Here is a 22,675-nt window from a genome sequence, read left to right on the forward strand (position 1 = left end):
GGATCAGGGCGAGGGTGCGGGGGTCAGGAGGGAGTCGTCCGGGCCTCGGCCACCGGCCGGGTACTCCCGCAACGGCACCTCCCCCGCCCGCCACACGTCGAGTACCGGCTCCACGATGCGCCAGCAGTCCTCGGCGGTGTCGCCCCGCACCGAGAGCGTCGGGTCGCCGTCGAAGGCGCCCCGCAGCACCTCCCCGTACGGCGGCAGCTCACCGGGCCCGAAGTCGGCCGACAGGTGCACCTGATCGAGATCCAGCGGGTTGCCCGGGCCGTTGATGTTGATGTCGAGGCCGAGCTGGTCCGGGCCGAAGCCGATCCGCAGCCGGTCGAACTGGTCGTAACCGGTCAGCCCGGTGGGCACCCGGGGCGGCGGCCGGAAGGTGATGATCGCCTCCTTACGCCGACCGGCCAGCGCCTTGCCCGCGCGCAGCCGGAACGGCACACCCGCCCACCGCCAGGTGTCCACGGCCAGCACCACCTCTGCCAGGGTCTCGGTCCCCCGGGTCGCGTCGGTGCCGGGCTCATCGGCGTACGCGGGCAGCCTCCGCCCGTGCACCTCCCCGGCCGTGTACCGGGCGCGTCGGCTCCACCGCACCGGATCGTCGTCCCACACCCTCGTGGCCCGCAGCACCTGCGCCTTGTGGCCACGCAGGTCCTGGGCGTCGAGGGTGGGTGGCGCGTCCATCGCCATCAGCGCCAGGATCTGCAACAGGTGGCTCTGCACCATGTCCACCAACGCGCCGGCGCTGTCGTAGTAGCCGGCGCGCCCCTCCAGACCCAGGGACTCGTCGAAGACGATATCCACGCAGGCCACGTGGGAGGAGTTGAGCACCGGCTCGAAGATCCGGTTGGCGAAGCGCAGCCCGATGATGTTCACCACCGTGGACTTGCCCAGGAAGTGGTCGATGCGGTGCACCTGCTCCTCCGGCACCAGCCGGGTGAGGATGTCGTTGAGCGAGCGCGCGGAGGCGAGATCCGTACCGAACGGCTTCTCCACCATCAGCCGGGTGCCCGGTGGTAGGCCGATGCGCGCCAGCACGGCGGCGGCCCGACCGGTGATTTCCGGCGGGAGCGCGAAGAAGATCACCGTTTGCCCTTGGCACGCGGCCAGCAAACGCCGCAGGTCCTCCTCCGACGTGACATCGGCGGCCAGGTACCGGGTGGAGCGGACCACCTCGGTCTCCCGAGGCCCGCTCGGGCCCGCCGTCGCGAAGGAATCGGCCACCCGACGACGCCACCGCTCATCGCCCCAGTCGTGCATTCCGCTGCCGATCAACCGCAGGTCGGGCAGGGCGCCGCTGGCCAGCAGCCGACCCAACCCGGGCAGCAGCAGGCGCGCGGCCAGGTCACCGCTGGCGCCGAGCAGCAGCAACGTCTGGGGTACGGCGTCCTCGCCCGCGCGGTGACCGGCCGGAGAGCCAGCGGGGCTCGCGGTGGATGTCCTCATGCGTCCACCATGCCCTGCCGATCCGGCCGATACCGGCCAGTTACCCGGACGCACCGGCGACCCTCGCCCGGCGACCCGATGGGGCGACGATGGTTCACCAGACGTGGGCGTGGTGCCCGCCGGCTGTGGGGTCGGCGGGCACCGTCGCGGTGGTGGGTATCAGCTACAGCAGGCGCCGGCCTGAGCGTCGGCGAGGTTGCTGCTGCAGACACCGGTTTCGGGCAGGTCGAGCTGGACGTCGCGGGCGGCGGCCCAGTCGCCGGCGAGGGCGGCGACGACGGAGCGGACCTGCTCGTAGCCGGTGGCCATGAGGAACGTGGGTGCCCGGCCGTAGGACTTCATGCCGACGGCGTAGTAGCCGGTTTCCGGGTGGGCGAGTTCGTTCACGCCGTGTGGGGGAACGGTGCCGCAGGAGTGCTCGTTCGGGTCGATCAGTGGCGCGAGGGCGCGGGTGGCGCCCAGCACCGGGTCGAGGTCCAGGCGCAACTCGGCGGCGATCGAGTGGTCGGGGCGGAATCCGGTGGCGGCGACGATCCGGTCGACGGTGACCGATTCCTCGCTGCCGTCGGCGTGGCGCACCATCACACTGACCCGGCCGGCTGTCGGGGTGAGGGCGTGCACGGAGAAGCCGGTGAGCAGCCGGATCCGGCCGGCGTCGACGTGCGCGCGTAGCCGGGAGCCCAGGGCGCCGCGAGCCGGGAGGGCGTCGGCGGTCTCGCCGCCGTAGGTGCGTGCGGGTGATGCGGTGCGGATCGCCCAGGTCACAGTGGTGCCCGGGGTGGACTCGGCCAGTTCGGCCAGGGACAGCAGGGTGTTGGCGGCGGAGTGGCCGGCCCCGACGACGAGGGTGTGCCGGCCGGCGAAGCGGTCCCGGGCCGCGCCGAGCACATCGGGCAGCGCGTGCTCCAGGAACGCGGCGACGGTGGACTCGCCGCGGGCGGGCAAACCGGACGCGCCCAGGACGTTCGGGGTGCCCCAGGTGCCGGACGCGTCGATGACGGCGCGGGCGAGGAGTTCCTCGCCGTCGGCGAGGCGGATCAGGAACGGGGTCGACGCACGGCCGGCGGTGCGCAGCCGGTCCAGGCCCACCCGGCTGATCGCCTCGACCCGGGTGCCGTAGCGCAGGTGCGGCTTGAGCTGCGGCAGCTGGGCGAGGGGGTGGAGGTAGTCACCGGCCAGCTCCGCTCCGGTGGGCAGGGCCTCCAGATCGGGGGCGACCCAACCGGCCTCGTCGAGGAGACGGCGGGCGGTCGGGTCGATGTTGTACCGCCACGGCGAGAAGACGCGCACGTGCCCCCACTGGCGTACGGCGGCGCCCGGGGTGTCTCCCGCTTCGAGGACGGTGAAGGCGATGCCCCGCTCGTGCAGGTGCGCGGCGGCGGCCAGGCCTACCGGGCCGGCGCCGATGACCACGACGGGCAGCTCGTTCAGGGTGCTCATCGGTCAAACTCCTCTGTGTAGATAAATGTCGAATCAACGGGGTAGACGGGGCCCCCGCTGGTGCGGGGGTGCGGTTGGTCAGGTGACGACGGGACTGCGTCGCTCGATCAGGACGACGTCGCGCCAGCGGCCGTGGTGGCGACCGATCCGCTCGCGTACGCCGATGACCCGGAAGCCGGCCCGCTCGTGCAGGGTGAGGCTGGCGGCGTTGCCCGGGAAGACTCCGGACTGGATGGTCCAGATGCCGGCGGCCTCGGTGGAGATGATCAGCGTGTCCAGCAGCAGCCGGGCGATGCCGCGGCCCTGCGCGGCGGGATCGACGTAGACGGAGTGCTCGACCACCCCGGCGTAGACCTTGCGGGCCGAGGTGGGTGCGACGGCGATCCAACCGAGCACGTTGTCATCGGTGTCTACCGCGACGAAGCGGTGATCGGGCAGCTTCGCCGCGTCGAACACCGACCAGGTCGGTGCGGTGATCTCGAAGCTGGCGTTGCCGGCGTCGAGCCCGGCCTGGTAGATGGCCAGGACCCGCTCGGCGTCGTCGTCGCGCAGAGGGCGCACCGTGATGTCGGCCATCAGCAGGCTCCGTTCGGACTGGGGGCGGGTCGACCCATGACCACGTCCGCGGCGGAAGGGAAACAGCCGACGCAGGCGTCGTTGATCCGGTAGTGCCGAGCGGTGCCGATCGGCTCGACGAGGACGAATCGCACCTCGGTCAGGATCTTCAGGTGCTGCGAGACGGTGGACTGCGCCAGGCCGATCGCGGCGACGATCTCCCCCACGCTCATCGCCTGAGCGTGCCGGGCAAGATACTCGACGATCTGCACCCGGGTCGGGTCGGCGAGCGCCCGGAACCACGACGCGTAGGTCTGCGCCACCGTCCGATCGAGTAGCTCGGCCATCCTCACCACCCCCCTTCATCGTTTATCGGCGATAGACGATCAACGTTACCAACCAGGGACTGGATGGGCAGCCCGTGCCACGTCAGAGCGAGGCTGGGCATGCTGCTCGGCACCGTCGGTTCCGCGCTGTCTTGACGTCTGTCGAAACAGACAGTTGCACGTTGATTAGAGGGATGTCAACCTAGAGAAATGTCGAATCAAGCTGCGCCTCGCACCCTCGTCGACGTGACCGCCGACGCGGTCTGCTGCCAGCCCTTGGCGCGGCACCGCGTGCCGGCCGAGACCGCCGCAGTGCTCGCGCCCGCGTTCAAGGCCCTCGGCGACCCGGTCCGGCTGCAGCTGATGTCGATGATCGCCTCCGCCGACAACGGCGAGGTGTGCGTCTGTGACCTCACCCCCGCCTTCAACCTCAGCGGCCCGACCATCTCGCATCACCTCAAGACCCTGCGCGAGGCCGGCCTCGTCGACGCCGAGCGGCGCGGCACCTGGGTGTACTACCGGGCCCGGCCGGCCGTCCTGCGCCAACTCGCCGCGCTGCTCACGGTCGAACCGGCAACCGCTTCATAGGCTGCAGCCAGCGCCGCGATCGGCCGGACCGGTGGGCAGCGAGGGCGGCAACAACGTGCGCAGCGTCGCGCCCGACGCCGCGAAGGGTGTTCGACGAGAACGACCGCTGGAACTCCAACCCGAGATGGACCAGTCCTTGGTGGGTCGTGGAGACACCCCCCACGTGGCGAGGCATGCCGTCAACCAGGGTCCCGAGCGGGGTGAGGTAGTCGAGGTGCGGGCGGTAGCCGGTAGCGAAGATCACCGCGTCGACCGGCTCGTCAGTACCGTCAGCCCAGATGACACCGCGGACGGTGAAGGCGGTGAACATCTCCCGGCGGACGAGCAGGCCGGAGGCGATCGCGTCGCGGTAAACGCCGGTGTCGAGCACGGCGGCGTGGCGGATCAGGCGATTGAGCACCGCCCGGGGCAGAAGGTCCGCGCCGGTGACGTGGAGCCAGTGATGCAGGTCGCGGCCGCGGATGCGCTGCGGCATGAACTGGATCGGCGACCGGGTGGCCAGGATGACCCTCGCGTGTGGCGCGAGCTCGTAGGCGACCTGGACGGCGGAGTTTCCGGCGCCCACGACGAGGACCCGCTTGCCGGCATACGGCTCGGGCCGCCGGTAGTGCGCGACATGCCGCACCTCGCCCGCATAGGTGTCCCGGCCGGGCGGCACCGGCAGGTGCGGATTGCCGAAGGAGCCGCTGGCGGCGACAACGCCCGCCGCGGTGATGTTGTCGCCGCTGTCGGTGTGGACGAGGTAGCCACCGCCTGGGCGCGGGTGCACTGCGGTTACCCGGGTGCCGGTCCGGATCTCGGCGTCGATGCTTGCGGAATAGCGGCGTAGATAGGCGACGACGTCGTCGCGGGCCGGATAGCGGTCGGGGTCTGCGCCCTCGAAGGCCATGCCGGGCAGCGAGCTGTATCGGGCCGGCGAGAACAGGGTGAGGCTGTCGTAGTAGTCGGGCCAGGATCCCACTGGCTCAGCACCTGCCTCCAGGACAACGGGGCGCAGGCCAGCGGACAGGGTGGCGCGGGCCGCGGCGAGACCGGACTGGCCGCCACCGACGATGACGACGGGTTCTTTAGGGGTAGTCACTCCAACATCATATCGTCGTTTCGTTGAATGACAATATGATGATGATGCGAGAAGGTGGGGCCATGGATCAGCCAGAGCCGGCAGCGGTCGCGCCCGGCGCCGCACTAACCGGGCTCGAGCCGGACACGCAGGAGTTCCTCAAGGCGCTGGGCAGCCCAACGCGACAGCGGATCATGATGCTGTTCTCCCAAGGCGCCGAGCTGTCCGTCGGGGAAGTCGCCGAGCGCACGGGCATCAGCCAGGCGACGGCATCGCAGCAACTGACGCTGCTGCGACGAGGGCGGATCGTGGTCTCACGGCGCGAGGGGAAGACCGTGTACTACCGCGCCGACCGCGACGGCGCCGTAGCGGCGCTGACCGAGCTGCAGTCGTACCTCATGAACTGCTGCTGACCACAGCCCCCGGGAGCCACGACGTCTACCCGCACCCCGGTCGATCACCCCTCGGCGCAATCGCCGGCGAGATTGGCCAATCCAGGCCTGCGGAAACCGGCCTCTCGGCCGAGCCTCAAGCCACCGGCCGCAGCCAGCAGGCCCGCCACCACCCATTGACTCGTCGTCCCTTGACAGCACCGAATTGCTCAGTAATAGTTGAGTCAATGACTACTGAGGTTGCTTCCCTGCAAGCGCGGGCCCGGATCCACGCCGCGCTCGGCGACCCGGCGCGCCTGGCGGTCGTCGACGCGCTCACCCTGGGCGACGCCTCCCCCGGCGAGATCGCCCACGACCTCGGGATGCCGACGAATCTGGTCGCCCACCACGTCAAGGTCCTCAGCGAAGCCGGTCTCGTCGTCCGCAGCCGGTCCGAGGGAGACCGCCGTCGCACCTACTTGCGCCTGCGGCCCGATGCGCTGACGACACTGACGCCGACACCGCTGACCGGGGTGGGTCGGGTGGTCTTCGTCTGCACCCGCAACTCCGCCCGCTCACAGCTCGCCGCCGCACTCTGGTCCGACCGCACTCACACCTCGACAGCGTCCGCCGGAACGCAGCCCGCAGAGCGGGTTCATCCGCGCGCCGTCGCCGTGGCTCATCGCCACGGGCTACCGCTGAATCCGACCGGCACCGCGCATGTCGCGGACATCGTGCGCGACGATGACCTACTCATCGCCGTCTGCGACAACGCCCACGAGGAGCTCACCGGTCCGATCCGGCCCCGGCTGCACTGGTCGGTGCCCGACCCGGCCCGCGTCGACACCGACGCCGCGTTCGAAGCCGCGTTCGTCGACCTCGCCGCCCGCATCGACCGCGTCGCACCCGTTGTCACCTCCGCCATAAGTTCGGGCGACCGCCGTGACTGACACCAGCCCTATCTGCGCGATGACGGAGCGCAATCCGGCGCCCGACCGCAGCGCATGAGCACCAAGCCGCAGCAGGGTGGGGCGGACGAGACGTATCGGGGCCTAGTAAATCCGTCGCGTCACGCCGGCCGTTACTACCCGCTCGGCCGCAACAGCAGCCCCGGCCGCACCCCGTCAGTGATTCCTGACCAGGTGCCGGTCAACCGGCCCCGCAATACGTACTGCAAGGAAGGCTCCCGATGTCCGACAAGCCCAGCGTCCTGTTCGTCTGCGTGCACAACGCCGGCCGCTCCCAGATGGCCGCCGGCTGGCTGCGCCACCTCGCCGGCGACACCGTCGAGGTCCGCTCCGCCGGCTCCGCGCCCGCGGACACCGTCAACCCGGCCGCCGTCGAGGCCATGCGCGAGGTCGGCATCGACATCACCGACCAGACACCGAAGCTCCTTGAGTACGCCACCGCGGAGTCCTCGGACGTCATCGTGACCATGGGCTGTGGTGATGCCTGCCCGGTCTTTCCCGGCAAGCGCTACGAGGACTGGAAGCTCGACGACCCCGCCGGCAAGGGCGTCGAATCCGTACGCCCCATCCGCGACGAGATCCGTACCCGGGTGGAGAAGCTGCTCACCGAGCTGCGCCTCGCCGTCTGACACCGCGACGGCACCGCCCGCCCACCGGACCCCAGGAACCAAGAGGAACCAGGCACATGACGACGCTGGCCACACCGTCGAGCACCACACCCCGACTCTCGACGCTGGACCGGCTCCTGCCGGTATGGATCGGCGCCGCCATGGTCGCCGGTCTGCTCCTGGGCCGGCTGATCCCCGGCCTCGACGACGCCCTCGACCACGTCAAGGTCGGCGGAATCTCCGTACCCATCGCCCTTGGTCTGCTCATCATGATGTACCCGGTTCTGGCCAAGGTCCGCTACGACCGCCTCGACACCGTGACCTCCGACCGGCGCCTGTTGACGTCCTCTCTGGTGATCAACTGGCTGATCGGCCCCGCCGTCATGTTCGCCCTGGCCTGGCTGCTGCTACCCGACCAGCCCGCGTACCGCACCGGCCTGATCATCGTCGGCCTGGCCCGCTGCATCGCCATGGTCATCATCTGGAACGACCTGGCCTGCGGCGACCGCGAGGCAGCCGCCGTCCTGGTCGCCCTCAACTCCGTCTTCCAGGTCCTCGCCTTCGGCCTGCTCGGTTGGTTCTACCTCACCGTCCTGCCCGGTTGGCTCGGCCTGGAACAGGCCGGACTGGCCGTCTCCGGCTGGGACATCGCCGGCAGCGTCCTGGTCTTCCTCGGCGTCCCCCTGGCCGCCGGCTACGTCACCCGCAAGCTTGGCGAACGCACCAAGGGCCGCGACTGGTACGAGGCGACATTCCTGCCCCGGATCGGGCCGGTCGCCCTGTACGGGCTGCTGTTCACCATCGTGTTGCTCTTCGCGCTGCAAGGCGACGCGATCACCGCCCAGCCCTGGGACGTCGCCCGCATCGCCCTACCCCTGCTCGCGTACTTCGCGATCATGTGGTTCGGTTCGTTCGCCATCGGTCGGGCGATCGGCCTGAACTACGAACGCACCACCACGCTCGCCTTCACCGCCGCCGGCAACAACTTCGAACTCGCCATCGCCGTGGCGATCGGCGTGTTCGGCGTCACCAGCGGTCAAGCCCTCGCCGGAGTCGTCGGACCGTTGATCGAGGTGCCGGTGCTGGTCGCCCTCGTCTACGTCAGCCTCGCCGCCCGCCGCCGGTTCGGCCACCCCGAATCAACCCGCTGAAGCCGGCGGATTCGGGGTGACCGAGCCCTGATCGCCTTGACCGCTTGGCACGCGTTCTGGCTCTCGGGAAGAGCAGGCTCTCAGCTCGGGACGCTCAGGGCGCCCAGAGCGCGACCGGCCTCCCGGGCGGACTGCAGAGCCCCGGCGTGCATCTGAGCGGCCTGATCGACGAAGGAGTCGAGTGCGGGGTTGACCCCGACCAGGGTGAACTCACGTTCGACCACCGTGAGGTCGGCGCCCCAGCAGTCGGCGATGATCCGGCGCAGGTACGGCGTCGAGTGGTCCCAGCCCTCCCGCGGGGTACCGGCACCGTACGCGCCGCCCCGCACAGTGGCGAGCACTGTGGGCTTGCCCGCCAGGAACGGCGCCGTAGTCGCTCGCGGGTCCGCGAGGACCACGTCGACATACGTCTTGAAATGCTGGGAGACACCGAAGTTGTAGAGCGGCACGGCGAACAGCAACGCGTCGGCGGCCTGCAACTCGTCCACCAACGTCCCGGCGAGGGCGATCGCCTCCCGCTGCTCGGCGGTGTGCTCCTCGGCCGGCGTCATACCGGCGGACACCGCCGCCGCCCAGACGGTCGACGGCAGGGTGTCCACGCCGACATGGCGGCGCTCGACGGTGTCACCGGGATGACTGGCGAGCCACTCCTCCTCGACGATGTCCGCGATTTCACGACTCGCCGAGCCGTGCGTACGGATGCTGGCGTCAAGCCGGAACAAGGTCATGGGTGCTCCCTGAGATGCGAGGTTCAAGGTTGAACTCTACTTGAGTCTAGGTCAGATTGTTCAAGCTTGAACCCCTGGGAGACGTCCCTCACTCTCATCGACCAGGCCGAGACGTACTCTTGCGTCATGCCTGACGAACCTCGGTGGTTGACCGACCACGAGCGCGACGCCTGGCTTGCGCTGGCCAAACTCATGTTCAACCTGCCGAGCGCCCTCGACGCCCAACTCCTGCGGGACAACCACCTCACGCTGTTCGACTACTTCGTGCTCAGCGGCCTGTCCATGGCACCCGGGCGAACGATGCGGCTCAGCGATCTGGCCAGCCACCTCAGCTGCTCACTGTCCCGACTGTCGAACGTCGTCAAGCGCCTCGAACAGCGAGGACTGCTACGCCGCGCACCCGACCCGGAAAGTCCTCGCTACACCGTGGCAACGCTCACCGACGCCGGGTGGGAGCTTGTGGTCGCCGCAGCCCCCGGCCACGTCGCGGCCGTCCGTCAATACGTCATCGACGGCCTCACCGCGAGCCAGATCGACGTCTTGCGCGAGGTGGCCTGCCACGTGGCCCAACAGATATCCGAGGCTCCGGAGGCCAGTCCCCGACCCCGGTGACACCCCGGCCGTACGGCCACTGCGGTCAGGCGTCGAGTAACGGACGTCATGCGCGCCGGGGCAGAATCCGGTCACCAGCACTGCGCCCCCGAGCGCTCGGCGCACCGCCGCCCGTTTCGTCCAGGCGGAACTGAACCCTCCCGGTCACGGCGTCCCACTTCACGCCGCACGGGCGAATCAACGACCCCAGTTGGAGCGGCGCAGCCGCGGACGGAGTGCCCGTGCGTGACCGGGCCGCGCCGCCGGCCACAGCGGCGGGCATCCTAAGCGTTGGTTGCCAGATCGTTTGCTTGGAATATCATCTCCCCGACAGAGCGTCTTACTGAGCGAAGACACCGGTACCAGATCCGTGGGAGCCGGCTGCGCACAGTTCAGGCCGCGAGTGGCCGACCACTCGCGCCGACGAGTCCGGGATGAGGAAGATTTAGATGGTCATGGAGATCGGCATCGTTCTCGACGCGTCACGGTTGGCCCGCGCGCCGCTGGAGACAGTCGAACTGGCCCGCCTCGCAGAGGAACGGGGCCTGGACCTTGTGGTCGTCGCCGACGAAGCGACCGGGAGGTCAGCCGGCCTGGACCCCTGGACCGCGGCGGTCTGGCTCGCGGGATCGACCAGCCGAATCGCCATCGGTGCCCCCGCTGGCGCCGCCACCACTCCCGATCCGACCGACCCCGAAGCGCCCTACCCGAGCGTGATCACCAAGGCGCAGGACAGCATCGACATCCTGGCGCAGGGAAGGATCATCTCCGACCCCTCAGGCTGGGTCGTCGCGCCACGGGGCGCGAAGCCGGAGGAGCTGGCCAGCCTCGCCGAGGCCGATCTACCCGTCGTGGTCCCGGTGGATTCGCGCGAGGACGTCGAACGCCTCGCGGCGCTCGCCGCCGGTCGCGACCACCAGGGCGGCGTACGCCGGCGCTCGACGGCGGTGCGCGCCCAGCGCAAGCCCAACATCGACTACGACGGCGTACCAGCGTCCCTCGCCGACACCGCGGTCGAGCCCGGCGATCCGCCCTACCGCTCCCTGTCCTCGACCTATCTGCGCGGTGGTGCTCCCGGCCTCGTGCTGCGACCCCGGACACCGGCGGAGGTGTCGGACGCAATCGAGTTCGCCCGGCGACACCGGCACCTGCCCCTCGGTATCCGCAGCGCCGGCCACGGCATCAGCGGCCGCTCGACAAACCAGGGCGGCCTGGTCATCGACGTGGGCGCCATGAACACGATCCGGGTGGTGGACCCCGCCCGCCGACTCGTGCGCATCGGCCCCGGAGCGACCTGGAAGCAGGTCGCCGCGGCCCTGACCCCGCACGGGTGGGCACTCGGCTCGGGCGACTACGGCGGCGTCGGCGTCGGTGGGCTCGCCACCGCTGCCGGGATCGGCCTGCTCTCACGCAACCATGGCCTGACGATCGACCATCTCCGGTCGGTTGACCTCGTGCTCGCCGACGGACGACAGGTGCAGGCGAGCAGAGAGCACAATCCGGAACTGTTCTGGGCCGTACGGGGAGCGGGAGCCAACTTCGGCATCGCCACCTCGTTCGAATTCGAAGTCGACGAGGTGGGCGAGGTCGGCTGGGCGCAACTCGTCCTACTCTCCACCGACATCGAGCAGTCGCTGCGCCGCTACGCTGAACTGGCCAGTTCGGCCCCGCGGGACACGACGGTGTTCTTCGTGACCGGGCAGCCGCGCGAGGGCATGTCGACCATCCAACTTTTTGCGGTCGTCGACAACCCGGACCCCGACACCGTCGTTGCGCGCCTGACACCGTTCCTGGAACTCGGGACACTCGCCCGTCAACAGGTGGTGATGACGCCGTATTCGGGAGTCATGGGGAACGCCGCCGACGTCGGGCCGAACGGCCAGCAGGGATTCGGCGAGCCGAACTCACGGTCGGCGTTCCTGCCCGCAGCGACCCCCGAATTCGCCCATGATGCCGCGGCGATGCTCCGCAGCGGCGGCGTCTACTTCTTCGAGCTGCGGGCCATGGGCGGCGCGATCGCCGACATCGCAGCAGGCGAAGCGTCCTTCACCCACCGGACACCGGCATTTCAGCTGACGGCGATGGGCCAGAACAATCAGCGCCTCAACGCGGTATGGGAGCCAATGCGCCCGCACTCCGACGGCCTCTACCTCAGCTTCGAGACCGACCGCAGTCCCGAGCGACTGCTCGACGCCTTCCCGGCACCGGTGTTGGAGCGTCTCCGAACGCTCAAACGCCGCTACGACCCGGACAACCTCTTCCGGGACAACTTCAACATCGATCCGCAAACGACGAAGGAGCCACGGGCATGACCGACTACGGACACGACCTGCTCTTCGGAACTTTCATCACACCCGCCGCACAACGGGCCCGACAGGTTGTCGACCTGGCGGTCACCGCGGACCGGGCCGGCCTCGACCTCGTCAGCTTTCAGGACCACCCGTACCAGGCCTCGTTCCTGGACACGTCGACCCTGCTCGCCTTCGCCGCAGCCCGCACCGAGCGCATCCACCTCAACGCCAACGTCACCAGCCTGCCGCTACGGCCACCGGCCGTCCTGGCCCGGGCCGCCGCCTCGCTCGACATCCTCAGCGGCGGCCGCTTCGAACTCGGCATCGGCGCCGGTGCGTTCTGGGACGGCATCGCCGCCATGGGAGGCCGCCGGCTCAGCGCCGCCCAGGGCGTCACCGCGCTGCGCGAAGGAATCGAGATCATCCGCGAGATCTGGGACACCACCATCTCCGGTGAGGTGAACTACGACGGGCAGTACTACTCGGTCAACGGCGCCCGACGCGGACCGCGTCCCGCCCACGACATCCCGGTCTGGGTCGGGGCGTACAAGCCCAAGATGCTCGCGCTCACCGGTGCGGTCGCCGACGGCTGGCTGCCCAGCATCGAGTACCTGCCCCGGGGTGCCGACTCGATACCCGAACTCAATGCGCTAATCGACGGCGCGGCGCACGACGCCGGCCGCGATCCGGCAGCCGTACGACGGCTGATGAACTTCATGAACGTCCAGCTCTCGTCGGCTCCGCGTGGGCTTCTCAACGGCCCGCCCGCTGCCTGGGTCGACCAGATCGTCGACCTGGCACTCCGGCACGGCATCAGCGCCTTCATCATCGGTGGAGACGACCCGAGCATCACCCAGCGCTTCGGCGCCGAGATCGCACCTGCCGTACGAGAGGCCGTCGAGCGGGAACGCACGCCGGCGCGATAGCCACGTCGCAGGGCGACTGAACCTTCCGGGCCAGCAGACGTCGAACAAGAAGGAGCGGCCGTGTCGCGGATGGTGGATGCGTACCTCTACAGGGCATTCCCGAAAATCGGCATTCCCTCATTTTTGAAGAGCTCGGCAGTTCTGGAATAAATTGCTTGATAGCGCGCTGTCCGGGCTGCCGGACCCTGTGGTGTCGATCACTCAGAGCGAAGTAACCAGCAATTAAGTGGATTTACACTCGCACCTCCTAGGCTTGCCCCCGGATCTGCCGGAATAGCTACGGGGGATGAATCATGACCACTGGTACTGCGCTCAGCAGCGTCGACCCAGACACACCTGCGGGCTTCCCCGGCGACGCCCAGTCGCCGGGGTCCCGCGCCGAGTTCTTCATCAAGGAAATCCACGGCAACAATGGCCGAGCTCTGCTGCGTTTCCTGCGGGGCCTGGTGTCTGCGGACGCGGCCCACACCGCTGAGGACCTGGTACAGGAGACCATGCTGCGCGCCTGGCGCAACCTCGACGCGGTGCCTACCGAGCCCAATTCGCAACGTCGCTGGCTGTTTACCGTGGCACGTCGATTGGCCATCGACGCATACCGGAAACGACAGTCGCGACCGGCGGAGATCAGCCTTGTCGACACCGACCCCGTCGGCTTGGGAAACGAAGCTGCCGAAGCGGTGATCGCCAAGCTGACGCTGCAGCAGGCCATCACCCGGCTCAGTCCGGCCCACCGGTCCGTCCTCGTCGAGTTGCACGTGAAGGGCAACTCGCTGGAGGCGACCGCCGCGCAGCTCGGCGTTCCTGTCGGCACCGTGAAGTCGCGTTCGCATTACGCCATGAAGTTCCTGCGGGACGTCCTGGACGGGGCTGAGCCAACCGGCCGGTGATCGGAGAGCCGACCTCGCCGCCATCACTTTCCGTTCATGGCACGGCCGCGCCGGTCAGGACAGTTGCTCGGTCTCCGACGGACTGGCGAGGCCCACGACGGCCAGGTCCCGCAGGAAGTCCGCCCAAATGTCGGCGGCATTGTCGACCAACCGTCGCGATGCGATTTCCATCAGACCGGTAACGGCGGTCACCACCGCGACCAGTTCACCGTCGGAGCGCCGGATCACCGACTGGACGAGCCGGACGATCTTTGGAGACGGGTATTCGAAACGGGTGACGACATCGATCTCATCACCGAAAACCAACTCACGCATGTATTTGATGGATACGTCGAGTTCCACAGGCCCCAGGCCAGCTGACGCCAACTCCTTGACTGACAGACCGGCGTCGGCGAGCGCCGCCCACCGAGCTTGGACGGAGTAGTCGAGGTACCTCGAGCTACGGACATGCCCGGTGGGACCGACATCGTCGGCGCTGACCGTAATTGGCGTGGTATGAGTGACGCCGTCATAATGAGACTGCGAAATATGCTCGGGCGAAGCAGTCACACTGCGCGCGTCGCAACTTTCACAGCCCGCCTCGCGCCCCGGCTTGGTGTTTTGCTGGCGCCTTTCCTTCTCTTGCGCGCCATCCGTGCCCGAACTCTGGAGGATTTGACGATAGGCCGCGCGGAGTTCGGCGCCGGGGTCGATCCCCAACTCCTCCGTGAGCTTGCGACGCAGCGAGTGATAGACGGCGATCGCATCAGCTTGCTGACCGGCGGCAGACAGGATCAGCATCAGCTTGGCCTGCAGTGCCTCATCATATTGATAGGAGGTCGCCATGCATCTCAGTGCACGGAGCATGGAGCGACCGCCGTCCGAGCTCAGCGAGAGGTCGGCTGCCTCACCCGCGATCCTGGCGCATTCGTGGTCAATCGCGTCGAACGCGTCAGACTGCTCTGCCAGCAGATCTGAAGCGCCCGCGCACGGTCCTCGCCAGAGCTCCAGGGCTTCGGAATAGACTGCCATCGCCGCATCCGGTTGCCGCACGTTGACCGCCGCCCGCGCCTCCAGTGCGAGCCTTCGGAAGAGCAGCAGATCCAGACTTTTCTCGTCCGTTACGAGGCGATAGCCAGCGGCATTGGAAACGAGCAGACAGCTTCTCGTCCGAGGACCGAGAGTCGGCTCGACAAGACGGCGCAGATTGCCCACATAACGATGCACAATGTTGACAGCGCTCGTTGGCGGCTGGCTCCCCCACAACATCGAGACTATTTCGCCGGTGCCCACAGGTTCACCGGCGCGAGCAAGAAGAAGCGCCAGGATCAGCCGCTGCTGGCGAGGGCCAAGATCTAGCTCCTGACCGTGGCGCCGAACCCGGATCGGACCGAGCACCTCGAACTGCAAGGCCGGAGATCCGCCAGCGTCGTTAGTCACGGGTAAGCCTTTCCGCCGTGAACACAGTGCTATGGAGAAATTTCATCCAGAATTCGACCCGGGGCACTGTCCCATCCACAAATTTCAGTTCTATGGCCTGGTCGGCCGGGTCAGGCCAACCATACCCGCGCACCGAACGTGGACAGTCTACCGGCAACCCTCGCCAACTCGGCCAGTAACGACAGCGTTCCGTTGAGTACGCAACCGGGACCTATCCGCACGACGACAATGAACCACCGCCCGTCCGCCCACCGATCTTTCGACTTCAGCCATGACGATTGCCGCAGCCTCAATCACACGTATGTGACGCGACCGAAACTCGCCGAGACGACGGCGGCCGCGACGGCCCGGTCCGGGCCGCGTCACCAGCTGGGCTCCAGGCCACGCCGCCGGCTGGGCGGGTCCACTGAACCTTGGCACCTCGGGCTCGTCGGTACAGGTCAGAGGCTCCACACGACGCTACAACGGAGACGGCCATGCACTCGACGCACATCATCATCCGCAGCGACGACATCGATTCGAACGGGCACGTTCGTGGATCCCAGTACCTCAACTACGCCGTACACGCCCGTTGGATCGCGCTCGCCCAGGCAGGGCTGTCGGTCGAGCAGCTTGCCGCGGCGGGTTTCGGCCCGGTAGAGCTGGATGTTTCCATCAAATACCGACGCGAACTCATGCTCGGCGACGAGATCGACGTCGAAACGCGATTCGAGTACCCGTCACCGAAGTTCGTCAGAGTCATTCAGTCAACCGTCCGCCGCTCCGACGGCGCCCTGGCCGCCGAGGTCACCAGCCTGACCGGCTTGATGAATCTCACCGAACGCAAACTGGTCGACAACGGTGTTGTCGTCTGGCGCCAGTTCCTCCGCCGACCGTCGGTCGTCGACCTCCCGCCCGTCGATGATCGGAGCTGAACTCGTCCTCGGCGACGAGGAGTCCGCAAGTCGCCTCGAAGAGACACTCGCTCCCCCGCTGCGGAACGGCGGCTCTTTGAGGCCCAACCGAAGGCAGCGACGGCAGTAATTCAGGTCACGAAGCCGACGATCTCACCGCGGATCGACCGTTCGTAGGCCTTCCGTTGCGCAAAGCGACAGTACCGACGAGTACGTCGATGATTCGATTCGGAAGCCGCAGAGAACAGCGGTGACCGCCGATTGATGGCACACGTCTTCGCAGTTCAGACACCTTGACATCGCAGCCGGAGTCTCTGCACACCACAGTGCGAAAAGCAACTTGGCCGGGCGTGGGGCAGTGTCGGCGTCATCAACCAGTCGGTGAACGACCCCCGGTTCGCCCCGTCTTCAATGGCATGAGACCGAGTTCAATTCTGAACGTGCCGACTGTGGCACCCACCCGGGAACCCCGTCCTGGAAGGGCCCGACGGTGAATCGAACGCTGCACTGGATCGGGACGCTCTGCGCGGCCCGTCCCTGGTTGACCCTTTCCGCCTGGTTCGTGACCCTGGCGCTGGCACTTGGGCTGGCGGCCGCCGCTGGCGGCACACCGCGCGACGACTACGACGTACCCGGCACCTCATCGCAGGCCGGCACAGACCTCCTCCGTGAGCGGTTCCCGGGTCTGTCCGGCACCGAGGCGCGGGTGGTGGTGCACGACCCGGACGGCGGCCAGCTTGATGGGGCGTTGCTCGCCCGGGTGGTCGCAGCGCTGGGTGCCGTGGACCGGGTCGGTCTGGCCGGCCCCGCGCAGGTCTCCTCCGATCAGGACAGTGCGATCATCGATGTCCGTTACACAGCGCCGGTGACCGACCTCGATGACGACGCCGTGGACCAGCTGCGTGCCGCAACCGGGCCGGCCCGGGACGCGGGCCTTCAGGTGGAGTACGCGGGCCAGGTGCCGGAGGGCGACAAGCCCACAAGTCACACGGGTGAACTGATTGGCGTGCTGGTCGCGCTCGTCATTCTGATCATCGCCTTCGGCTCGCTGGTGGCGGCCGGGCTGCCGATCATCTCCGCGCTGATCGGGCTCGGCATCGGCACGTCGGGAATCCTGCTGCTATCCGCACTCACCGACATCGGCACCACCGCGCCGACCGCCGCCGCGATGGTCGGTCTGGGTGTCGGTATCGACTACGCCCTGCTGCTGGTGACCCGGCACGTGGAGGGGCTGCGTGCCGGGCTGGAACCACGCGCTGCGGCAGCCCGGGCCACCGCGACCGCCGGTCGGTCAATCCTGGTAGCCGGCGCGGTGGTGTTGCTGTCCCTGTTCGGGCTGGTCTTCTCCGGCCTCGCCGCGTACCGGACGTACGGGTACGCCACGGCCATCGTCGTGGCGACAGTGATGACGGCGGCGGTCACGCTGGTACCGGCGCTGTGCGCGATCAGCGGGCGGCGGATCATCGGTCGTCGTCGGCCCCCCAGCACCGCGTCGCAGCGGCCGCCGGTGACCGCCCGCTGGGCGGCACGGGTGGGCCGGCGTCCCGCGGGGTGGGCCCTGCTCGCCCTCGCGGCCCTGCTGCTGCTCGGCGCGCCCGCGCTGACCATGCGGACCTGGCCGCAGGACGCGGGCAGCCAACCCACCGAGAACACGGTCCGGCGGGCGTACGACCTCATCGCCGCCGAATTCGGTCCTGGCGCGTACGCCCCGCTCGTGGTGGCCGTGGATCTGGCCGCGGTGCCGCAGGAGTCCGTACCGGCGTTGCGGAACCAGATCGCGGCCGTGCCCGGGGTAGCGACGGTCTCGGAGACGATGGTGGCACCCGACGCCACGGCAGCCGTGCTGACCGTGCAGTTGGCGTTCGGCCCGCAGGACGAGCGCTCCGGTGAGTTGGTGAACCAACTCCGCGACGATGTGTTGCCGGCGGGTGCGGAGATCACCGGGGTCACCGCGGTCTTCGTCGACATCGCCGACCTGCTGGCCGAGCGGCTGTGGCTGGTGGTCGTTGTGGTGGTCGGTCTGTCTCTGATCCTGCTGACCGTCGTGTTCCGCAGCATCCTGGTGCCGATCAAGGCCGCGCTGGTCAACCTGCTCAGCGTCGCAGCCGCGTACGGCGTGCTGACCATGGTCTTCCAGTGGGGCTGGGGCAGCCAACTGCTCGGGGTGGACCATCCGGTACCGGTCTCGACCTGGGTTCCGCTGCTGCTCTTCGCTGTCCTGTTCGGGCTCTCCATGGATTACGAGGTCTTCCTGCTGTCCCGGATCAGGGAAGAGTGGCTGGCCACCGGGGATCCGTTCCAGAGCGTGGTGCGTGGCCTGGCCGCCACCGCTCGGACCATCACCGCCGCGGCGCTGATCATGGTGGTGGTGTTCGCCGGATTCGTGACGAACGCCGACATCGTCACGAAGATGATCGGCCTCGGGCTGGCCACCGCGGTCGCCCTCGACGCCACGATCGTCAGGCTGGTCCTGGTGCCGGCGACCATGATGCTCTTCGGCCGTTCCAACTGGTGGCTACCGACGTGGCTGGACCGGATCCTGCCGACCCTTGGCCGGGGACACGCCATGCCCGATGCGCTGACCGACGACTGTGACACGAACGAGGGCCGTCCGGCGGAGCCGGTCAGCGCCCTCTGATCCGCGCGGCAGCACCGGCCTGCGGCACTGCCTCCAGCCGGTGCTGCCGTCTTCGAATGCGGCAGCGCATCCTGCTCGGCCACTCGGCACCATCTCAGCATTTCCGCATCACTGACAGAACCGAAATCCACGCAGTCGAACTCCAAATGAGGACACCATGGCCGACAACGATGAGAGCCCATGCCATCGGCTCTGACCTGGCATTTTTCAACTAACGTCGCCGGTGTGAGGCGTGACACGAGATAGCCGGACATTCGAACTTGGCCGCGCATGACCGCGTCTGCTGAATCGGATGCTCGCTCCCAATCTCACGAAGGGCTATCTTGATGAACCCCAGCCAGAATTCACCCCAGGGTGGCTCTGCGATCAACGCGGATGCGGCAGCACGCCTCGCCGCCCAGACGGTTGGACCAGTGTTCCTTCCGGACGACGACGGGTATGACGCCGAGTGCGCGTCGTACAACCTCGCCGTCCCGCAGCGGCCGGCGCTCGTGGTAGGCGCCGAGGGTGTGGGCGACGTCCAGGCTGCCATCCGATTCGCAGCCGAGCAGGGCCTGCCGGTCGCGGTGCTGGCCACCGGTCACTCCGCGCCTTCCTCGGCCGGGACGGTCCTGATCAACACCCGGCGGATGGACGCGGTCACCATCGACGTCGAGGCGCGTACCGCCCGGGTTGAGGCCGGTGTCCGATGGCGGCAGGTCGTCGAGGCCGCCGGCAAGCACGGCCTGGCCCCGTTGAACGGCGCGGCGCCCACCGTCGGGGTGGTCGGCTACACCCTGGGCGGCGGGTTGAGCCCGATCGGCCGGACCTTCGGCTTCGCCGCCGACCAGGTACGCCGGATCGAGTTGGTCACTGCTGACGGTCAGCTGCGCGTGGCGACCGCCACCGACGAGCCGGGTCTGTTCTGGGCCTTGCGGGGTGGCAAGGGCTCCCCCGTCGGTGTGGTGACCGCCATGGAGTTCAACCTCTTCCCGGTCAGCCACATCTACGGCGGCGGCCTCTTCTTCACCGGTGACCGGGCGTCCGAGGTGCTCACCGCGTGGGGCCGGTGGACCGCCAGTGTGCCGGACGAGATGAACTCGTCCATCGCGTTGCTCCAGCTGCCGCCCCTTCCCGAGGTGCCGGAGCCGCTGCGCGGCGGGATGGTGGTACACGTACGGATCGCCTACGTCGGGTCTGCTGAGGAAGGGGAGCGACTGGTCGCACCGCTGCGGGCCATCGCCCCGACACTGATCGACTCGGTCACCGAGATGCCGTACACCGCGATCGCCTCGATCCACGCCGACCCGCCGAACCCGATCCCGGTCCAGGACAGGTCGGGACTGTTGTCCGAGTTCACCCCGGAACTTGTCGATGCCATCGTCGCGCACGCCGGCCCCGACGCGGGCAGCCCGCTGGCCATCTTCGAGCTTCGGCTCCTCGGCGGTGCGCTGGAGCGCCGGCCCTACTCCGGCAACGCCACCGACCTGCAGGGTGCCGCCTTCACCTGTTACGCCGTCGGGATCGGTGGGCCTGACCAGGCCGAGGCGATCCAGGCTCACCTGGGCCGCGTCTTCGAGGGCATCCGGCCGTGGAGCACCGGCCGCCAGTTCCTGAACTTCCTGACCGCCGCCGAAGCCACCCCGAAGGCGGTCGCCGAGGCGTACCTGCCGGAGACGTACGGGCGACTGGCCGAGATCAAGGCCAGCTACGACCCGACGAACATTTTCGGGGGCACCCCGGGTATCGCTCCCGCCTGAGCTCGGCCGTCGGCACAGGCACTCTCCTGTGCCGACGGTCAGCCGTCAAGGAGCGAGGCACCTCACCGCCCACACCTTGCAACTGGCCTTCTCGCCCGGGATGAGAGCGGCCCCTCCAGCCCTCTCCGGCAGGACATCGTCGTCGGCGTGGCGTGCAGCGGCCGGCGGGCACGTGTGCGTCAGGAGGCGGCCTGTTCTGCCGGGGGTAGCACGCTGGTCACCGCGGCGCAGGGGTCCGTCCCCGGTGCGGCAGCGTGGATCGCCTCGGCGGTGCGCTCGGCGAGGTTGCGAAAGACGTCCCGCTGCTCCTCGGGCAGCCCGCCCAGCACGTGGTTCTCGGCATGGGCCACCCGACGTTCGGCGTCGGCGAGTGCTTGGCGCCCGCGTTCGGTGGCCACGATCCGGCGGGCGCGTCGGTCGCGTGGATCCAGCTGCCGCTCGATGAGCCCCGCGTTCTCCAGGTCATCTATGACATAGGTCAGGACGCTGCGGTCGATCACCAGGCGGGCCGCCAGCGCGCCCTGCGTCGGCACCTCTTCATGGACCACCACCGCCAGGATGTGGTAGCCGCGACTGCCATGCGGCAGGTCCGTCAACGCCTCCTCGGCGTACTCCTGCCAGCGGCGCAGCACCATGCCCAGAGACCAGCCGAAGTTCGAACCGCGTCTGCGGTCGGCAGGCAGGTCGCATTGATCACCGGCAGCGAACATGCCCCAAGGATAACGGCCGAGCTGGCGAAACCATCGGGAATGAGTTGGTCGGCAAACATGTTGTCCAACATAAGGTATGCCGCACAGATCATGCCCTGATCGCAGCCGGCACAGACCAGAGAGGAGGCCGACGATGTCGTTCGAGATCGGCCTGATCACCTTCGGCGAACTCACCGCCGACCCGGCCACCGGCCAGCTTCCCGAACCGCACCAGCACCTACGTGGCGTCATCGAACTCGCCGAGGTAGCCGACCAGGCGGGCCTGGATGTTATCGGGGTCGGCGAGCACCACCGTTCGGATTTCGTGGCGACGGCGCCACCGATGGTGCTGGCGGCGATGGCCGAACGCACCCGACGGATCCGTCTGACCAGCGCCGTCACGGTGCTCAGCTCCGACGACCCGGTCCGCGTCTGGGAGCAGTTCGCCACCCTCGACCTGCTGTCCAGCGGCCGCGCCGAAATCATCGCGGGGCGCGGGTCGTACACCGAGTCCTTTCCGCTCTTCGGCTACGACCTCGCCGACTACGCGGACCTGTTCCGGGAGAAGCTCGACCTGCTGCTGCGGATCCGCGAGACGAACCCGCTCACCTGGTCGGACGGGCGCTTCCGCCCACCGTTGCGCGAGGCCGACATCGCGCCCCGGTCCCTTCAGAAGGAGCTGCCGATCTGGGTCGGCGTGGGCGGCACGCCGACCTCCGCCGTCGAGACCGGCGCCCGAGGGCTGCCCGTGATGCTCGGGGTCCTGCTCGGCACCGTCGGCAGCCACTCCCGGATCGTCGACCTCTACCGGCGGGCGGCCGAGCGGGCCGGGCGCGATCCGGCCACCCTGCGGGTCGGGCTGGGCGTGCAGGGTCACGTCGGCCGGACCAGTACGGAGGCGCGGCGGACGATGTACCCGCACTTCACCGCCGGCTTCCGGGACAACAACCACCAGCGGGGCCAGGGATTCGTACTCAGCCCGGAGAAGTTCAACGCCTTCACCGGTCCGCAGGGCGCCCTCGTCGTCGGCAGCGCCCAGGAGGTGATCGACAAGATCACGGCCTATCACGAGGTGTACGGCATCAGTCGACTGCTCCTGCACGTCGGCTTCGGCGGAATGCCCCAGGCGCAGCTCCTCGCGTCCGTCGAGCGGCTCGCCACCGAGGTCGCTCCGGTGCTCCGCCGGGAACTCGCCGTCCCAACCGTCACCGCCACAACCCCAGGGAGGGGATGACCGGGCCGGACGGTCCGGTCTTCGGCGTGCCGCTGGGTCGCAGCGAGTCGGTGGTGTGTGCGACGGCGTCGCGAAAGACCCAGGTTGTCCCCGATCGACCAACGTGTTGACCAGCACATATGTTGCG

The 22,675-nt window shown here is 68.6% G+C and carries 21 protein-coding genes; 13 read left to right on the plus strand and 8 right to left on the minus strand.

The window, feature by feature from the left end; all coding sequences use genetic code 11:
• Positions 1–3: 3 nt before the first annotated feature.
• The 4 genes from DLJ59_RS11580 to DLJ59_RS11595 all read right to left on the minus strand — a co-directional run bounded on the left by DLJ59_RS11580 (position 4) and on the right by DLJ59_RS11595 (position 3,788).
• The gene (locus tag DLJ59_RS11580) at positions 4–1,446 is read right to left on the minus strand and encodes a glucose-6-phosphate dehydrogenase (RefSeq protein ID WP_124772503.1); all 1,443 of its coding nucleotides are present in this window, start codon (positions 1,444–1,446) and stop codon (positions 4–6) included.
• A 159-nt stretch (positions 1,447–1,605) separates the two neighbouring features.
• Positions 1,606–2,886 carry an FAD-dependent oxidoreductase gene (locus DLJ59_RS11585; protein ID WP_124772504.1) on the minus strand — a complete coding sequence of 427 codons (1,281 nt, stop codon included), beginning with the start codon at positions 2,884–2,886 and terminating at the stop codon, positions 1,606–1,608.
• Positions 2,887–2,964: 78 nt separating this feature from the next.
• A complete protein-coding gene (locus tag DLJ59_RS11590; RefSeq protein ID WP_124772505.1) occupies positions 2,965–3,462 on the minus strand; it encodes a GNAT family N-acetyltransferase in 498 nt (165 codons plus the stop codon).
• Entirely contained in the window at positions 3,462–3,788 is a 327-nt protein-coding gene (locus DLJ59_RS11595) for an ArsR/SmtB family transcription factor (protein ID WP_124772506.1), read from the minus strand. The genes DLJ59_RS11590 and DLJ59_RS11595 overlap by 1 nt, the downstream gene beginning before the upstream one ends.
• 189 nt (positions 3,789–3,977) lie before the next feature.
• Between DLJ59_RS11595 and DLJ59_RS11600 the strand changes: the two genes are divergently transcribed.
• Positions 3,978–4,355: an ArsR/SmtB family transcription factor gene (locus tag DLJ59_RS11600; protein WP_124772507.1), complete on the plus strand. Its 378-nt coding sequence runs from the start codon at positions 3,978–3,980 to the stop codon at positions 4,353–4,355.
• Here DLJ59_RS11600 and DLJ59_RS11605 read toward each other — a convergent pair.
• Positions 4,327–5,436 carry a flavin-containing monooxygenase gene (locus DLJ59_RS11605; RefSeq protein WP_124772508.1) on the minus strand — a complete coding sequence of 370 codons (1,110 nt, stop codon included), beginning with the start codon at positions 5,434–5,436 and terminating at the stop codon, positions 4,327–4,329. The two genes, DLJ59_RS11600 and DLJ59_RS11605, sit on opposite strands and share 29 nt — an antisense overlap.
• A 62-nt stretch (positions 5,437–5,498) precedes the next feature.
• On the opposite strand from DLJ59_RS11605, the gene DLJ59_RS11610 reads away from it, so the two are divergent.
• From DLJ59_RS11610 to arsB, 4 genes are all read left to right on the plus strand, one after another.
• Positions 5,499–5,828, plus strand: a complete 330-nt coding sequence (locus DLJ59_RS11610; protein WP_124772509.1) for an ArsR/SmtB family transcription factor — start codon at positions 5,499–5,501, stop codon at positions 5,826–5,828.
• Positions 5,829–6,034: 206 nt separating this feature from the next.
• Positions 6,035–6,736 (plus strand): arsenate reductase/protein-tyrosine-phosphatase family protein, encoded by a 702-nt coding sequence (locus tag DLJ59_RS11615; protein WP_124772510.1) that lies wholly within the window; start codon positions 6,035–6,037, stop codon positions 6,734–6,736.
• A gap of 239 nt (positions 6,737–6,975) precedes the next feature.
• Complete coding sequence (locus DLJ59_RS11620) at positions 6,976–7,383, plus strand: arsenate reductase ArsC (protein ID WP_124772511.1); 408 nt, start codon at positions 6,976–6,978, stop codon at positions 7,381–7,383.
• A 56-nt stretch (positions 7,384–7,439) separates the two neighbouring features.
• Complete coding sequence (arsB, locus tag DLJ59_RS11625; protein WP_124772512.1) at positions 7,440–8,513, plus strand: ACR3 family arsenite efflux transporter; 1,074 nt, start codon at positions 7,440–7,442, stop codon at positions 8,511–8,513.
• Between the two features lie 80 nt (positions 8,514–8,593).
• Here arsB and DLJ59_RS11630 read toward each other — a convergent pair whose 3' ends face one another.
• Positions 8,594–9,241 carry an FMN-dependent NADH-azoreductase gene (locus tag DLJ59_RS11630; RefSeq protein ID WP_124772513.1) on the minus strand — a complete coding sequence of 216 codons (648 nt, stop codon included), beginning with the start codon at positions 9,239–9,241 and terminating at the stop codon, positions 8,594–8,596.
• Between the two features lie 126 nt (positions 9,242–9,367).
• On the opposite strand from DLJ59_RS11630, the gene DLJ59_RS11635 reads away from it, so the two are divergent.
• The 4 genes from DLJ59_RS11635 (at position 9,368) to DLJ59_RS11650 (ending at position 13,936) form a co-directional block, all read left to right on the plus strand.
• Positions 9,368–9,853 carry a MarR family winged helix-turn-helix transcriptional regulator gene (locus DLJ59_RS11635; protein ID WP_167493845.1) on the plus strand — a complete coding sequence of 162 codons (486 nt, stop codon included), beginning with the start codon at positions 9,368–9,370 and terminating at the stop codon, positions 9,851–9,853.
• A 428-nt stretch (positions 9,854–10,281) separates the two neighbouring features.
• The gene (locus DLJ59_RS11640) at positions 10,282–12,144 is read left to right on the plus strand and encodes an LLM class flavin-dependent oxidoreductase (RefSeq protein ID WP_244235970.1); all 1,863 of its coding nucleotides are present in this window, start codon (positions 10,282–10,284) and stop codon (positions 12,142–12,144) included.
• A complete protein-coding gene (locus DLJ59_RS11645; RefSeq protein ID WP_124772514.1) occupies positions 12,141–13,049 on the plus strand; it encodes an LLM class flavin-dependent oxidoreductase in 909 nt (302 codons plus the stop codon). The genes DLJ59_RS11640 and DLJ59_RS11645 overlap by 4 nt, the downstream gene beginning before the upstream one ends.
• Before the next feature lie 293 nt (positions 13,050–13,342).
• Positions 13,343–13,936: a sigma-70 family RNA polymerase sigma factor gene (locus tag DLJ59_RS11650; protein WP_124772515.1), complete on the plus strand. Its 594-nt coding sequence runs from the start codon at positions 13,343–13,345 to the stop codon at positions 13,934–13,936.
• Positions 13,937–13,990: 54 nt separating this feature from the next.
• Here DLJ59_RS11650 and DLJ59_RS11655 read toward each other — a convergent pair whose 3' ends face one another.
• A complete protein-coding gene (locus DLJ59_RS11655) occupies positions 13,991–15,355 on the minus strand; it encodes a BTAD domain-containing putative transcriptional regulator (RefSeq protein ID WP_124772516.1) in 1,365 nt (454 codons plus the stop codon).
• A gap of 476 nt (positions 15,356–15,831) precedes the next feature.
• Between DLJ59_RS11655 and DLJ59_RS11660 the strand changes: the two genes are divergently transcribed.
• The 3 genes from DLJ59_RS11660 (at position 15,832) to DLJ59_RS11670 (ending at position 20,625) form a co-directional block, all read left to right on the plus strand.
• On the plus strand, positions 15,832–16,269 hold the full coding sequence (locus DLJ59_RS11660; protein WP_124772517.1) for an acyl-CoA thioesterase: 438 nt from the start codon (positions 15,832–15,834) through the stop codon (positions 16,267–16,269).
• A 469-nt stretch (positions 16,270–16,738) separates the two neighbouring features.
• Positions 16,739–18,886, plus strand: coding sequence for an MMPL family transporter (locus tag DLJ59_RS11665; RefSeq protein WP_124772518.1), 2,148 nt, complete (start codon positions 16,739–16,741; stop codon positions 18,884–18,886).
• Between the two features lie 413 nt (positions 18,887–19,299).
• Positions 19,300–20,625 carry an FAD-binding oxidoreductase gene (locus tag DLJ59_RS11670; protein WP_208648641.1) on the plus strand — a complete coding sequence of 442 codons (1,326 nt, stop codon included), beginning with the start codon at positions 19,300–19,302 and terminating at the stop codon, positions 20,623–20,625.
• A gap of 179 nt (positions 20,626–20,804) precedes the next feature.
• On the opposite strand, the gene DLJ59_RS11675 is transcribed toward DLJ59_RS11670, so the two are convergent.
• Positions 20,805–21,335 (minus strand): MarR family winged helix-turn-helix transcriptional regulator, encoded by a 531-nt coding sequence (locus DLJ59_RS11675; RefSeq protein ID WP_124772520.1) that lies wholly within the window; start codon positions 21,333–21,335, stop codon positions 20,805–20,807.
• A gap of 133 nt (positions 21,336–21,468) precedes the next feature.
• Between DLJ59_RS11675 and DLJ59_RS11680 the strand changes: the two genes are divergently transcribed.
• The gene (locus DLJ59_RS11680; RefSeq protein ID WP_124772521.1) at positions 21,469–22,548 is read left to right on the plus strand and encodes an LLM class flavin-dependent oxidoreductase; all 1,080 of its coding nucleotides are present in this window, start codon (positions 21,469–21,471) and stop codon (positions 22,546–22,548) included.
• The last annotated feature ends 127 nt before the right edge of the window (positions 22,549–22,675 follow it).

Source organism: Micromonospora inaquosa, from assembly GCF_003857055.1.
In the GTDB taxonomy this organism is placed as follows: Bacteria; Actinomycetota; Actinomycetes; order Mycobacteriales; family Micromonosporaceae; genus Micromonospora; species Micromonospora inaquosa.

Bases quoted from the DNA above. Each gene is read 5' to 3' on its own strand.
- DLJ59_RS11680 (WP_124772521.1), top strand. From the start codon at position 21,469: ATGTCGTTCGAGATCGGCCTGATCACCTTCGGCGAACTCACCGCCGAC.
- DLJ59_RS11595 (WP_124772506.1), bottom strand. From the start codon at position 3,788: ATGGCCGAGCTACTCGATCGGACGGTGGCGCAGACCTACGCGTCGTGG.
- DLJ59_RS11620 (WP_124772511.1), top strand. From the start codon at position 6,976: ATGTCCGACAAGCCCAGCGTCCTGTTCGTCTGCGTGCACAACGCCGGC.
- DLJ59_RS11650 (WP_124772515.1), top strand. From the start codon at position 13,343: ATGACCACTGGTACTGCGCTCAGCAGCGTCGACCCAGACACACCTGCG.
- DLJ59_RS11615 (WP_124772510.1), top strand. From the start codon at position 6,035: ATGACTACTGAGGTTGCTTCCCTGCAAGCGCGGGCCCGGATCCACGCC.
- DLJ59_RS11675 (WP_124772520.1), bottom strand. From the start codon at position 21,335: ATGTTCGCTGCCGGTGATCAATGCGACCTGCCTGCCGACCGCAGACGC.
- DLJ59_RS11600 (WP_124772507.1), top strand. From the start codon at position 3,978: ATGTCGAATCAAGCTGCGCCTCGCACCCTCGTCGACGTGACCGCCGAC.
- arsB (WP_124772512.1), top strand. From the start codon at position 7,440: ATGACGACGCTGGCCACACCGTCGAGCACCACACCCCGACTCTCGACG.
- DLJ59_RS11590 (WP_124772505.1), bottom strand. From the start codon at position 3,462: ATGGCCGACATCACGGTGCGCCCTCTGCGCGACGACGACGCCGAGCGG.
- DLJ59_RS11610 (WP_124772509.1), top strand. From the start codon at position 5,499: ATGGATCAGCCAGAGCCGGCAGCGGTCGCGCCCGGCGCCGCACTAACC.
- DLJ59_RS11640 (WP_244235970.1), top strand. From the start codon at position 10,282: ATGGTCATGGAGATCGGCATCGTTCTCGACGCGTCACGGTTGGCCCGC.
- DLJ59_RS11635 (WP_167493845.1), top strand. From the start codon at position 9,368: ATGCCTGACGAACCTCGGTGGTTGACCGACCACGAGCGCGACGCCTGG.
- DLJ59_RS11645 (WP_124772514.1), top strand. From the start codon at position 12,141: ATGACCGACTACGGACACGACCTGCTCTTCGGAACTTTCATCACACCC.
- DLJ59_RS11660 (WP_124772517.1), top strand. From the start codon at position 15,832: ATGCACTCGACGCACATCATCATCCGCAGCGACGACATCGATTCGAAC.
- DLJ59_RS11580 (WP_124772503.1), bottom strand. From the start codon at position 1,446: ATGAGGACATCCACCGCGAGCCCCGCTGGCTCTCCGGCCGGTCACCGC.
- DLJ59_RS11630 (WP_124772513.1), bottom strand. From the start codon at position 9,241: ATGACCTTGTTCCGGCTTGACGCCAGCATCCGTACGCACGGCTCGGCG.
- DLJ59_RS11585 (WP_124772504.1), bottom strand. From the start codon at position 2,886: ATGAGCACCCTGAACGAGCTGCCCGTCGTGGTCATCGGCGCCGGCCCG.